The 13,016-nt window shown below is 73.1% G+C and carries 12 protein-coding genes and 2 tRNA genes; 12 read left to right on the plus strand and 2 right to left on the minus strand.

From position 1 onward, the window contains the following. On the minus strand, nt 1–1,535 hold a 1,535-nt coding region (locus ACWGDE_RS27545), incomplete at its 3' end, for a PAS domain-containing protein (protein WP_453391724.1). 119 nt (nt 1,536–1,654) lie between these two features. Beyond that, entirely contained in the window at nt 1,655–2,083 is a 429-nt protein-coding gene (locus tag ACWGDE_RS27550; protein WP_453391725.1) for an SSI family serine proteinase inhibitor, read from the minus strand. Nucleotides 2,084–2,269: 186 nt separating this feature from the next. Here ACWGDE_RS27550 and ACWGDE_RS27555 point away from each other — a divergent pair. From ACWGDE_RS27555 to ACWGDE_RS27610, 12 genes are all read left to right on the plus strand, one after another. Beyond that, nucleotides 2,270–2,360 (plus strand) — tRNA-Ser (locus ACWGDE_RS27555). Between the two features lie 258 nt (nt 2,361–2,618). Further along, nucleotides 2,619–2,691 (plus strand) — tRNA-Arg (locus tag ACWGDE_RS27560). A 216-nt stretch (nt 2,692–2,907) separates the two neighbouring features. Next, the gene (locus ACWGDE_RS27565) at nt 2,908–3,273 is read left to right on the plus strand and encodes a PH domain-containing protein (RefSeq protein WP_453391726.1); all 366 of its coding nucleotides are present in this window, start codon (nt 2,908–2,910) and stop codon (nt 3,271–3,273) included. Nucleotides 3,274–3,406: 133 nt separating this feature from the next. Next, nucleotides 3,407–3,841 carry an Lrp/AsnC family transcriptional regulator gene (locus ACWGDE_RS27570; protein ID WP_453391727.1) on the plus strand — a complete coding sequence of 145 codons (435 nt, stop codon included), beginning with the start codon at nt 3,407–3,409 and terminating at the stop codon, nt 3,839–3,841. Next, nucleotides 3,838–4,740 carry a DUF2797 domain-containing protein gene (locus ACWGDE_RS27575; RefSeq protein WP_453391728.1) on the plus strand — a complete coding sequence of 301 codons (903 nt, stop codon included), beginning with the start codon at nt 3,838–3,840 and terminating at the stop codon, nt 4,738–4,740. The genes ACWGDE_RS27570 and ACWGDE_RS27575 overlap by 4 nt, the downstream gene beginning before the upstream one ends. A gap of 127 nt (nt 4,741–4,867) precedes the next feature. Next, nucleotides 4,868–5,209 carry an antibiotic biosynthesis monooxygenase family protein gene (locus ACWGDE_RS27580; protein ID WP_453391729.1) on the plus strand — a complete coding sequence of 114 codons (342 nt, stop codon included), beginning with the start codon at nt 4,868–4,870 and terminating at the stop codon, nt 5,207–5,209. Then, nucleotides 5,190–6,071, plus strand: coding sequence for an amidohydrolase family protein (locus tag ACWGDE_RS27585; RefSeq protein WP_453391730.1), 882 nt, complete (start codon nt 5,190–5,192; stop codon nt 6,069–6,071). Before ACWGDE_RS27580 ends, ACWGDE_RS27585 begins: the two co-directional genes overlap by 20 nt. 76 nt (nt 6,072–6,147) lie before the next feature. Then, a complete protein-coding gene (locus ACWGDE_RS27590) occupies nt 6,148–6,915 on the plus strand; it encodes a response regulator transcription factor (RefSeq protein WP_453391731.1) in 768 nt (255 codons plus the stop codon). Next, entirely contained in the window at nt 6,915–8,552 is a 1,638-nt protein-coding gene (locus ACWGDE_RS27595) for a sensor histidine kinase (protein WP_453391732.1), read from the plus strand. The genes ACWGDE_RS27590 and ACWGDE_RS27595 overlap by 1 nt, the downstream gene beginning before the upstream one ends. Nucleotides 8,553–8,577: 25 nt before the next feature. After that, complete coding sequence (locus ACWGDE_RS27600) at nt 8,578–9,846, plus strand: glycosyltransferase (protein ID WP_453391733.1); 1,269 nt, start codon at nt 8,578–8,580, stop codon at nt 9,844–9,846. Next, nucleotides 9,843–12,050 (plus strand): ArnT family glycosyltransferase, encoded by a 2,208-nt coding sequence (locus ACWGDE_RS27605; protein WP_453391734.1) that lies wholly within the window; start codon nt 9,843–9,845, stop codon nt 12,048–12,050. The genes ACWGDE_RS27600 and ACWGDE_RS27605 overlap by 4 nt, the downstream gene beginning before the upstream one ends. 197 nt (nt 12,051–12,247) lie before the next feature. Further along, nucleotides 12,248–12,877 carry a TetR/AcrR family transcriptional regulator gene (locus tag ACWGDE_RS27610; RefSeq protein WP_453391735.1) on the plus strand — a complete coding sequence of 210 codons (630 nt, stop codon included), beginning with the start codon at nt 12,248–12,250 and terminating at the stop codon, nt 12,875–12,877. The last annotated feature ends 139 nt before the right edge of the window (nt 12,878–13,016 follow it).

Below are 13,016 nucleotides of genomic sequence, written 5' to 3' on the forward strand. Positions count from 1 at the left end.
CCGCCGTAGACCTGCCCCGGTCCCCCCTCGCTCCCCGGCTCGGCCGCCGGAGCCTCCGCCGGCTCGGGCAGGGTGACCGTCCCGGCCCCCGCACCCAGCGGCAGCTCCAGCACGTACGCCCCGCCGGGCGCGCCCGGCACCTCCACCGTCTGCAGCACACCGCCGTGCGCGGCCACGATGCCCCGCACGATCGGCTCGTGCACCGGGTTCCCGCCCTCGTACGGCCCGCGCACCTCGATCCGTACGACGTCACCGCGCTGCGCGGCGGCCACCACGATCGTCGAGTCCATGTACCCGCTGCCCTGGCGGGTCTTGCCGGTGGCGTCCACCCCGGCGACGTCCGCGATCAGGTGCGCGAGGGCGGTCGCGATGCGCTCGGCGTCCACCTCGGCCTCGATGGTCGGGGCGTGCACGGCGAACTGGGCCCGCCCGGGGCCGATCAGATCGACCGCTCCGTCGACGCCGGCCGCGACGACCCCGTCGATCAGGACCTTCTTCTTGGCGAGCTTCTCGCTGCCCGAGTCGAGGTTCTGGAAACCGAGCACGTTGTCGACGAGCGTGGTCATCCGCGAGTAGCCCGCGGCCAGGTGGTGGAGCAGCTGGTTGGCCTCGGGCCACAACTGTCCGGCGTCGTCGGCGGCCAGCGTGGCCAGCTCGCCGCGCAGCTCCTCCAGCGGCCCGCGCAGGGAGTCGCCGAGAACGGCCAGCAACTGGGCGTGGCGCGCGGCCAGCGCGTCGTAGGACCGCCGGTCGGTGAAGGTCATGACGGCGCCGACGAGCTGCTCCCCGTCCCGTACGGGCGAGGTGGTCAGGTCCACGGCGACGGGCTGTCCGGCCTTGTTCCAGAGCACCTGGCCGCGGACCCGGTGCTTGCGTCCGCTGCGCAGCGTGTCGGCGAGCGGGGACTCCTCGAAGGGGAACGGCGAGCCGTCGGCCTTCGAGTGCTGGACCAGCCCGTGCAGCTCGCGGTTGCCGAGGTCGGTGGCGCGGTAGCCGAGGATCTGGGCGGCGGCCGGATTGACCAGCACGACCCGGCCGTCGGTGTCCGTGCCGACGACGCCCTCGGCGGCGGCCCGCAGGATCATCTCGGTCTGGCGCTGGGAGCGGGCCAGCTCGGCCTCGGTGTCCACCGTCTGCGAGAGGTCCCGTACGACGAGCATCAGCAGCTCGTCACCGGTGTACGAGGGCTGCGGCTCGCGGTAGGCGTCACGGCCGTCGAGGTGAGCCGCCGTGACCTCGACGGGGAACTCGCTGCCGTCGGTGCGGCGGGCGATCATCCGTTTGGGCCTGGCGCGGCCGCCCTCGTCCTCGCCGGGCCGGCGCATGGAGCCGGGGATCAGCTTGGAGTCGAACTCGGGCAGGAGGTCGAGCACGCCGCGGCCGACGAGCCCGGTACCGGGGCTCTCCATGACCTCGAGGGCGATCGAATTCGCGTTGACGACCGTGCCGTTGGCGTTGACGAGCAACAGCGCGTCCGGAAGAGCGTCGAGTATTGCTGCGAGGCGAGCAGCGCCTCGGGATGGCCTGCTGCTCACGACGAGCTTCCTCCCTGACCACAACTACCGGCATGTCACGGGAGGAGTCTAAGGGCACGGGCCCCCGGCGAGAGGGCCGATGTCCGGCGGATACCGCGTGATCGCCGCATCCTCCCAGGTCAGGAACGCCCACGTGGAAGCACAGGTTCCAACTCGTTCCACCGGCTGATCTCGCAACCGTTCGTCCGGCGGAACTCGGACTCCACCCTCTGGCCGTGCCAGGTCCCGGTGATGCGGGCGGTGGCCCGGCCTCCGTCGACCATGGTGCACAGCTGCCGCTTGGCCTCCGGGGCGAAGGGGTCCCGGCCCTCGCGGGAGAGGACCTCCAGACGGGCGCAGGCGTCCTTGGCCCGGGGGTGGTTCCCGCCGACCGGGTTGCACTCGAGCCGGTACTTCCCGTCGGCCCGGGGGTTGCCGGTGTCGGACACGTCGATGGTGAGCCGGTCGGGAGCCGCCAGCAGCTGCCCCAGGGGCGGCAGCGGCGGCAGTGGCCCCGCCGCCGCGGCTGCAAGGGCGGAGGTGACGGCGAAAGCGGCGAGACGCAGCATGGGGCACTCCAGGTCGTCCGTACGTCGTACGACAGACCAACGACGGGCCGCCCCCGACGTTCCGTGCGGAGAAGGTCTTAAGGCTTTGCCCTGCGGGCCGCCCTCCTTGTACCGTGGGAGCGGATTGGTGACCGGCCCCTGGCCTGTGTCATCATCTGCACGCACCTTCGTACGCGGGGGTGTGCTGGAGGCGTCGCCTAGTCCGGTCTATGGCGCCGCACTGCTAATGCGGTTTGGGGCTTACCCCCCATCGAGGGTTCAAATCCCTCCGCCTCCGCACTTCACGAAGCCCCGGTCCTTGCGGACCGGGGCTTCGGTGCGTTCGGGGTCCGGACGGCGCCAGGCTCGGCCCGCGCTCTGCCCGCGCCGGGCCGTGACGGCTCGCCCCGGCCACGCGCAGGCCCAACCGGATGATCTTCTTCCAGGCCGTTTCCGCAGGTCAGAGCGGATGGAGCTAATGGATTTCGCGTCCCGGCGAGGTCCATGTATTGTTGTTCTCGCAAGGCCAACGGGGCGCAAAACCCCGGACAGTCAAGCACTCGTAGCTTAACGGATAGAGCATCTGACTACGGATCAGAAGGTTGCAGGTTCGAATCCTGCCGAGTGCACAGCCCAAGAGGCCCCCCGGTTCACCGGGGGGCCTCTTGCGTTGCTCCGCTCGTCCTCCCGTCCTCCTCAGGTATGAGCGCTGGCTCCGGGGAGGCATGGGGAGAGATGGCTCCGGCGGGGGACGCAGGGTGCGGTGGGGGCCGGATACGGTTCTTGGAGATCGAGTTCGTCGTCTCGGTCGGGATCGCATCACCGGGTAAGCAGGGGGGACCGTCATGGGACTGTTCGGGAACGCGCACGCCGTGGATCCGGGGTCGGCGCACCGTGAGTACGCGCGGCTGCTGGGGCAGGGGGAGCAGGTGCACGCCGCGTATCTGCTGATCCGCGACACGATCCTGTTCACCGACCGCCGGCTCGTGCTCGTCGACAAGCAGGGGCTCACGGGCAAGAAGGTGGAGTACCACTCGATTCCCTACCGGAGCATCACGCACTTCTCGGTGGAGACCGCCGGCCATTTCGACCTGGACGCGGAGCTGAAGATATGGCTCTCCGGCAGCTCGGAGCCGATATCGAAGACCTTCACCAAGGGCGTCGACATCTACGAGGTCCAGGCGATCCTGACGCAGTTCGTCACCCGGTAGCCAGGAGGCGGGGGCCGGTGGCCGCCGTCCCATAGGGCGAGCTTGTGGCCGAATGATGTTCGATCTGCAGGTGGAAATCCAGGATCAGATACCGTCTCCGCAAGGTTCCGCAGGGGCGTGGGAGGAAGATCGCGTGGATGACATCGACCGGGCACTGGTCCGGTGCCTGCAGCAGGACGCGGGGCAGGCCTATGCGGCGCTCGGTGCCGCCGTCGGGCTCTCCGCCGGAGCCGCCCACGAACGCGTGCGCAAGCTGCGTGAGCGCGGGGTCATCCGGCGGACGACGGTCGAGGTGGATCCGGCGGCCGTCGGCAGCGGGGTGCTCGCCTACGTGATGGTCGACTCCACGGCCTGGATGGGCGACTCGCGGTCCGCGTTCGAGGCCATCGCGGAGATCCAGGAGGCGCACGTCATCGCGGGGAGCGCCTCCGTCCTGGTCAAGGTCCGCACGGGCACCACCGAGCAGCTGCAGGACGTCCTGCGCCGCCTGTACGCGATCGACGGTGTCAGCGGGACGCAGGCCACCGTCGTCCTGGAGACCTTCTTCGAGCGGCCGCTCCCGCTGTGACCTGGTGGTGCACCGGGATCCGGTGGAGCGACGGCCGGCCCGCCATCGGCTGGTGGCAGCAGGAGCGGCCGGTCCTCCAGGGCCTGGAGCGGAGCAGCCTCCTCGTGTACGGGCAGGCGCTGGCCTTCGCCGCGCGGGGGGAGCGCCACTGCCTCGGTGTCCGGCGGGCCGGCCGGCGGACGCCGTGTCCGACGGCCCGGGTCGTGTCCGGGCGTACCGGGAACGCCCAGTGCCCGGAGTGTGCCCGGCTGGACCGGTCCTTCTCGGTGGCGGCCGACACCAACGCGGCCGATCCGCGCACCTACCGGGTGTACCTCGCGTGGTTCGGGCCCGGTCTGGTCAAGGTCGGCATCACCGCCGAGGAACGCGGCAGCGCCCGGCTGCTGGAGCAGGGGGCCGTGACCTGGGCCTGGCTCGGGCGCGGTCCGCTGATGGCCGCGCGGCGGACCGAGGAGCTGCTGCGGGCCGCGCTCGGGGTGCCCGACCGGATCGCCTACGCGCGCAAGCGGGCCGTACGGGGTCACCTGCCGCCGGAGTCCGAGCGGGCGGCGGACGTCGCCGGGCTGCACGCCGGCGCGGCCGCGCTGGAGGGGTGGCCGGAGTCGCTGGAGCGGCTGGAGTGCGAGGTGACCGACCACGGGGAGCCCTTCGGTCTGGGGGAGTTGCCCGTCTCCGCCCGGGTGATCACCGAGATGGTGGCCGGCGGGACGGTCGCCGGTCGGCTCGTCGGCGCCGCGGGCCCCGATCTGCACTTCGCCGACGGGCTGGTCGTGGACACCCGTCTGCTCGCGGGGTGGGAGCTGGTGGCACCGGGCGCGGGGGAGCGGGCCGATGTGCCGACCGCGCCGATCCCCCCGGCCGGGCCCGAGTCCCCCGCCGCGCAGGACGGGCTGTTCTGACCGGCGACCGGTGACCGGCGACTGCCGCTGAGCGCCGTCCGGTTCAAGGTCAAAACTTGGATCCCTTTCGCCTCGTGGGACGTTTTCCGGTGGACATGCCAGGCCGGGGCCGCAGAGGGTGGTGGGCATGAGCATCCAGCCTGTGCAGGCCTTCGAAGCGCCTTACGTGATGAGCGTTTTCACCAGTGTCCGGACCGCCGACGACAGCGGATATCCCGAGACCCTCGAGCGGATGACCGAGCTCGTCAGCGCCAACCCGGGTTTCCTCGGCTACGAGTCCGCGCGCACACCCGGAGGGCTCGGCATCACCGTCGGCTACTTCCGCGACCACGAGTCCCTCAATCAGTGGCGCCGGGACCTGGAGCACCAGGCGGCCATGAAGCAGGGCCGCTCCGACTGGTACGAGAGCTACACCCTGCACGTCGCGACCGTCGAGCGGAGCCACGGCTTTGTCCGCGACGACCGCTGAGGCGGTCCGCGCCTTCCGGGAACGGCTCGGTGTGCCCGGGCTGGTCGACGTACACACCCACTTCATGCCCGAGCGGGTCCTGGACAAGGTGTGGGACTACTTCGACGCGGTCGGCCCGCTGACCGGTGTCGAGTGGCCCATCACCTACCGGCACGAGGAGGAGCACCGGGTCGCGCTGCTGCGGGAGTTCGGGGTCAGGGCCTTCACCGCCATGCTCTACCCGCACAAGCCGGCCATGGCGGCCTGGCTCAACTCCTGGTCCGCGGACTTCGCCGCCCGCACCCCCGACTGCCTGCACACCGCGACCTTCTTCCCGGAGGACGGGGTGGAGGCGTACGTACGCCAGGCCGTCGAGGCCGGGGCCCGGGTCTTCAAGGCGCACCTCCAGGTCGGCGGGTACGACCCCACCGACGACCGGCTCGACCCGGTCTGGGGGCTGCTCGCCGAGGCCGGTATCCCCATCGTGGTCCACTGCGGTTCGGGGCCCGTCCCGGGCAAGCACACCGGGCCCGAGCCGATCTCCCGGCTGCTGGCCCGCCACCCCGGTCTGCCGCTGATCGTCGCGCACATGGGCATGCCCGAGTACGCCGACTTCCTGGACCTGGCCGAGCGGTTCTCCGAGGTCCGCCTCGACACCACGATGGCCTTCACCGACTTCTCCGAGCAGTTCAGCGGCTTCCCTCCCGGGGACCTGGGCCGGCTCGCGGACCTCGGTGACCGCATCCTCCTGGGCACCGACTTCCCCAACATCCCCTACCCGTACGAGCACCAGCTGGCCGCCCTGGAGCGGCTCGGCCTCGGCGACGACTGGCTGCGCGCCGTCTGCCACGACAACGGCGCCCGGCTCTTCCGGCTGGACTGAGGGGCAGGAGGGGTTTCTCAGGCAATTCACAGGTTCAGGCAAGAACGCTCTCAGAGGCGGCGTCCAGCGTGTACGCATGACTGCGACGACCACCTCCCACGCGTCCACGTCCACCGGCAACCCGACGGCCCTCGTCCGCCCCGACGGCGGACCCTGCCGGGTCCTCGTCGTGGACGACGAGGCCGCCCTCTCCGAACTGCTCTCCATGGCCCTGCGCTACGAGGGCTGCGAGGTCCGCAGCGCGGGCGACGGGGCGGGTGCGGTCCGCGCGGCACGGGAGTTCAGGCCGGACGTCGTCCTCCTCGACATCATGCTTCCCGACATGGACGGGCTGGCCGTCCTCGGCCGGCTGCGCCGGGAGCTCCCGCAGGTCCCGGTGCTCTTCCTGACCGCGAAGGACTCGGTCGAGGACCGCATCGCGGGCCTGACGGCCGGCGGGGACGACTACGTCACCAAGCCGTTCAGCCTGGAGGAGGTCGTGGCCCGGCTGCGCGGCCTGGTCCGCCGCTCCGGCGCGGCGCAGGCAGCGCGCGGGGGCTCGGTGCTGGAGGTCGGGGACCTGCGGCTCGACGAGGACAGCCACGAGGTGGTCCGGGGCGGCCAGGACGTCCACCTGACCGCGACCGAGTTCGAGCTGCTGCGCTACCTCATGCGCAACCCGCGCCGGGTGCTGAGCAAGGCGCAGATCCTCGACCGCGTGTGGTCGTACGACTTCGGGGGCCAGGCCAACGTCGTCGAGCTGTACATCTCCTACCTGCGCCGCAAGCTGGAGGGCGGTACGGGCCTGCCGCCGATGATCCACACGCGGCGCGGCGCCGGCTACCTGATCAAGCCGGCCGAGTGATGGCGCCCGGGTCCCTCCGGCGCCGTCCCCGCAGACCGGGCCGGCCGGGACACCCGGCCGGGCCCCGGCGCCCGCGCCGGCGCCACCGCCCCTGGTCCCTGCGGACCCGGCTCGTCGTCTCGGCGCTGGCCCTCATCGCCGTCGTGGGCGCGGCCATCAGCAGTGTCACCACGCTCGCGCTGCGCTCGTACCTGGTCGACAAGGTCGACGAACAGCTGCGCGTCGCCGTCGATATGGCGAGCCGTCCCAACACCGGCAAGCTCGCGCGCGAGAACAACCTCGGCGTCGTGATGTCTCCCGGGTCCCCGCTGGGGGCCGTCGGAATCCGCCTCGACTCCGACGGGAAGATCGTCGGCAGTGTCCGCAGCGAGCGCAGTGCCGCCGTCGGTGCATCCGGGCCCGGCGATGCCCCGCCGCTCACCGCGCAGCAGTCCGCCGTCCTTTCCGGGGTCGCACGCAAGGCCTCCGGCGACCGTCCCGGCAGCCCGGTCGAGGTGCAGCTGCCCGGCCTCGGCGGCTACCGGGTGCTGGCCGGGCCCGACGGGAGCATCGTCCTCGGCTTCCCGCTCACCGAGGTCGACTCCACCGTGCACACCCTGATCGGGGTGGAGGTCTTCGTCACCCTCGCCGGGCTGATCGCAGCCTCCCTGGCCGGACAGGCCCTGGTCGCCGTCGCGCTGCGCCCGCTGAGCCGGGTCGCCGCCACCGCCACGCGGGTGTCCGAACTCCCCCTGCACAGCGGCGAACCCGCCCTGCACGAACGGGTCCCCGACGCGGAGGCGGACCCCCGCACCGAGGTCGGGCAGGTCGGCGCCGCCATCAACCGGATGCTGGGCCACGTCTCCTCGGCCCTGACCGCACGCCAGCAGAGCGAGACCCGGGTCCGGCAGTTCGTCGCCGACGCCAGCCACGAGCTGCGCACCCCGCTGGCCTCGATCCGCGGCTACGCCGAACTGACCCGCCGGGGCCGGGAGGAGCCGGGCCCCGACACCCGCCACGCCCTGGGCCGGATCGAGTCCGAAGCCACCCGGATGACCGGCCTGGTGGAGGACCTGCTGCTGCTGGCACGGCTCGACGCGGGCCGCCCGCTGTCCACCGAGGACACGGATCTGGCCCCGCTCGTCGTGGACGCCGTCAGCGACGCCCGGGCCGCCGGACCCGAACACCACTGGCGCCTGGAGCTCCCCGACGAGCCCGCGCCCGTGCACGCCGACCCGGCCCGCATCCAGCAGGTCCTGGTCAACCTGCTGGCCAACGCCCGGACCCACACACCACCCGGCACCACCGTCACGGCTCATGTTTCACGTGAAACATCCGCGATCCGGCTCCGGATCAAGGACGACGGCCCCGGCATCCCGCCGACGCTGCTGCCCCACGTCTTCGAACGCTTCGCGCGCGGCGACGCCTCCCGCTCCCGTGCGGCCGGCTCCACGGGCCTCGGCCTGGCCATCGTCCAGGCCGTGGTCTCGGCCCACGGCGGCGCCGTGAACGTCCACAGCACCCCGGGCCACACCTCCTTCGAGGTCACCCTCCCCCTCGCCACCGACCGCCCCCGCGCCACCACTCCCGTCCAGCCACTCCGGGCCGTCCCCGGCGCGGACTCACAGACGGGGCACAGGGTCAGCACACAGCGGTGACAGGCCCGGCCGGGAGGGTCGGAGCATGCCAACCGACACCTCTCCCGGAGCGCTCCCGGTGCGGGCGCCCCTCGCGCCCGTGCCGGGTGAGCCCGTCCTCGACGTGGTGATCCCCGTCTTCAACGAGGAGACGGATCTCGGCCCCTGCGTGCGCAGGCTGCACGAGCACCTCACCCGGACGTTCCCGTACCCCTTCCGCATCACCATCGCCGACAACGCGAGCACCGACCGCACCCCCGAGGTCGCGGCCGGCCTCGCCTCCTCCGTCCCGGGCGTGCGCAGCACCCGGCTGGAGGAGAAGGGCCGCGGCCGGGCCCTGCGCACCGTGTGGGGGGACTCCGACGCGCCCGTCCTCGCGTACATGGACGTGGACCTGTCCACCGACCTCAACGCGCTGCTGCCGCTGGTCGCCCCGCTGATCTCCGGCCACTCCGACCTCGCCATCGGTACCCGCCTCGCCCGCTCCTCCCGCGTGGTGCGCGGAGCGAAGCGCGAGTTCATCTCCCGCGCGTACAACCTGCTCCTGCGCTCCTCGCTCTCCGCCCGGTTCAGCGACGCCCAGTGCGGTTTCAAGGCCATCCGCCGCGAGGTCGCCGAGCGGCTGCTGCCGCTCGTGGAGGACTCCGGCTGGTTCTTCGACACCGAACTGCTGGTCCTCGCCGAGCGGGCCGGGCTGCGCATCCACGAGGTGCCGGTGGACTGGGTGGACGACCCCGACTCCACCGTCCACATCGCCCGCACCGCCGCCGAGGACCTCAAGGGGGTCTGGCGGGTGGGCCGGGCGCTGGCCGTCGGCGCGCTCCCGCTCGACCGGCTCGCCCGCCCCTTCGGCGACGACCCCCGCGACCGCACCGCCCTGCCCGGAGTGCCGCGCGGACTGGCCCGCCAGCTCCTGGGCTTCTGCGTGGTCGGCGCCCTGTCCACCCTCCTCTACCTGCTCCTCTACTCCGCGGCCCGGACCGTCGCCGGCCCGCAGCTCGCCAACGCCGCCGCGCTGCTCCTCTCCGCCGTCGCCAACACCGCCGCCAACCGCCGGCTCACCTTCGGCGTCCGGGGCCGCGACCGCGCCGCGCGCCACCAGGCCCAGGGGCTCGTGGTGTTCGGCATCGGTCTGGCCCTGACCAGCGGATCGCTCGCCGCCCTCGCGGCCGTCGGCGGCCACCCGGCGCACGGCACCGAACTGGCCGTCCTGGTCACCGCCAACCTCGCCGCCACCGTGCTGCGGTTCCTCCTCTTCCGCGCCTGGGTCTTCCCCGAACGGCGCTCCACTCCCGCGAAGGAAGACTCCCGATGACCACGGCAGCACTACCCCTGCATCCGCCCGCCCCGTCCCGTACGGCGGCCAGGGCGCACGCCGCGCAGCCCCGCTGGGAGCGCCCCGCCCTCGCCGGGCTGCTGCTCGCCACCGCCGTACTGCTGCTGTGGGACCTGGGCTCCTCCGGCTACGCCAACTCCTTCTACTCCGCCGCCGTCCAGGCGGGCGGCGAGAGCTGGAAGGCCTTCTTCTTCGGCTCCTCCGACGCGGGCAACTCCATCACCGTCGACAAGCCCCCGGCCGCGCTGTGGCCGATGATGCTGTCCGTACGGCTCTTCGGGCTCGGCTCCTGGCAGATCCTCGTGCCCCAGGCGCTGATGGGAGTCGGCACGACCGCCGTCCTCCACGCCGCCGTACGCCGCCAGTTCGGGCCCGTGGCCGCCCTGATCAGCGGCGCGGTCTTCGCGCTGACGCCCGTCGCCGCGCTGATGTTCCGCTTCAACAACCCCGACGCGCTGCTGACCCTGCTGATGACGGTCACCGTCTACTGCGTGCTCCGGGCCCTCGAAGGGGCGCGCACCAAGTGGCTCGTGTGGGCCGGGGTCGCGGTCGGCTTCGCCTTCCTGACCAAGACCCTCCAGGCCTTCGTCATCCTGCCGCCGCTGGCCCTGCTGTACGCGGTCTGCGCGCCGACCCCGCTGCGCCGGCGCCTCGGGCAGCTGCTGCTCTCGGCCCTCGCCATGACGGCGGCCGCCGGCTGGTGGGTGGCGATCGTCGAACTGTGGCCCGCCGCCTCCCGCCCGTACATCGGCGGCTCGCAGACCAACTCCTTCCTGGAACTGACCCTCGGCTACAACGGACTCGGCCGGATCAACGGCGAGGAGACCGGCAGCGTCGGCGGCGGGGCCCGGTCGGCCGTCGAAGGCGGCGGCCCCGGCGGCGGAGGCGGGATGGGCTGGGGGGAGACCGGCATCGACCGGCTGTTCTCGTCGAACATCGGCGGCCAGATCTCCTGGCTGCTGCCCGCCGCCCTGATCCTGCTCGTCGCCGGCCTCGTGGTCACCTGGCGGGCCCGCCGGGCCACCGACACCCTGGAGGGCATGGCCCGCGCGGCCTTCCTCGCCTGGGGCGGCGCCCTGCTGATCACCGGACTCGTCTTCAGCTACATGCAGGGCATCTTCCACGAGTACTACACCGTCGCCCTGGCCCCGTTCGTGGCCGCGCTCGTCGGCATGGGCATCGCCGTCCTGTGGGAGGAGCGGGGCAGCCGGGCCGCCTCCGTCACCCTGGCCGGAACCCTCGCGATCACCTCGTACTGGGCGTTCGTGCTGCTCGGGCGCTCCGCCGGGTACGTGCCGTGGTTGCGCTGGGGGCTGCTCGTTGCGGGACTCGGCAGCGCACTGCTGCTGCCGTTCGCCGCGCGGCTGGGCCGCCGTGCCGCACTCGGTGTGGCGGCAGTCGGCCTGGCCGCGGCGCTGGCCGGACCCCTCGCGTACTGCCTGACCACCGTGACCACCCCGCACACGGGCTCGATCGTCACGGCGGGCCCTGCCGTCGCGGGAGGCCGGGGCGGCCCCGGTGGCGGCGGGATGCGCGGCTTCGAGATGCCGGGCGGCGGCGCCGTGCCGGGCGGAGGCGGAGCACCGCAGGGCATGCCCCAGGGCGGGTTCCCGCAGGGCGGCCAGGCCCCCGGCGGCCAGGCGGGCGGAGGCCAGGCCCCCGGCGGGCAGGCTCCGGGCGGCCAGGCCCCCGGCGGCAACCGGGCGGCCGACGGCGGCCGCACCGAGCGGTTCGTCAACGGCATGGGCGGCGGCATGGGCGGTCTGCTCGGCGGCACCAAGCCCAGCGCCGAGGCCACGGCCGCGCTGCGCGCCGACGCGGACCGGTACACGTGGGCCGCGGCAGCCGTCGGCTCGCAGAACGCGGCGAGTTACCAGCTGGCCTCGGAGAAGCCGGTGATGCCGCTCGGCGGCTTCAACGGCAGCGACCCCTCCCCGACGCTGGAGCAGTTCAAGGAGTACGTGAAGGCCGGGAAGATCCACTACTTCATCGGCCAGGGCGGCGCCGGAGGCGGCGAGGCGGACGGCACGGGCGAGACCGGTGGTCCGGTCCGCATCGCGGGCGGTCCCGGCGGGGGCACCAGCAGCGCCATCGAGACCTGGGTCAAGGCCAACTTCAAGGCCAACACGATCGGCGGAGCCACCTTCTACGACCTCACGGCACCCACCACCGCGGCGTCCTGAACCCCCGGCTCCCGATTCACCCGCACGGCCCTGAGGGGCGCCCGCGTACATCCGGTACGCGGGCGCCCCTCAAGCGCGCGACGCACGCCCCCTGACACCGCTCCCTGATCCGGCCCGACCGCCAGGACACCCCCTAGCATCAAGGGGCGGACCCGGGCATTCCGGGCTGATCCCGTTGTCGTGAGGAGGGTGCCTCCATGGTGACCGCGGCCGATCCCGGCAAGGCCCGGACCAGTGTCTGGCTGGCCGAGCGGCCGGCCCCACCCGCCAGGCGGCGCAGCGAGGCACCCTCCGGGCTCGACCGGGAGCGGATCACCGCCGAGGCGGTGCGGCTGCTCGACGCCGAGGGACTGGCCCGGTTCTCCATGAGGCGGCTCGCCGCCGGGCTCGGGGTCACCGCGATGTCCCTCTACTGGTACGTGGACACCAAGCACGATCTGCTGGAGCTCGCCCTCGACAGTGCCCAGGGCGAGCTCGCCCGTCCGGCCGGAGCTCCGGCGGAGGGCTGGCCCGGCCGGCTCCGGGCACTGGCCCGCGGTTACCGGGGGCTGCTCGTGGACCATCCGTGGGTGGCACCGCTCACCGCCGCGTACCCGAACATCGGCCCCCACGCGCGGGCCTTCGACACCGCCCTGCAGCGACTGCTGGAGGCCACCGGCCTGACGGACACCGCCAGGACCGGCGCCCACCTGGCCGTCTCGCAGTTCCTGCACGGCTGTGGCGGTACCGTCCGGCGGCCGCCCGACGGGGAGTTCTGCCTCGCGCTCGACGTCCTGATCGCCGGCATCGAGGCCCACGCCCGCCCGGCCGCGCCCGCAGCTCCGTAGCACCGGCCGCGCCCGCAGCTCCGCAGGCCCGGAACGCCGACGGGACCGCGGCGCCACGGAGCCGCGGTCCCGTCGGCGGGCCCGCCGGACGGTTACTCCGCCGGGGCCGCCGCCTGGGCCGCCCGAGCGGGGGCCGGGG

The sequence above is a fragment of the Streptomyces sp. NPDC054956 genome (assembly GCF_053609185.1).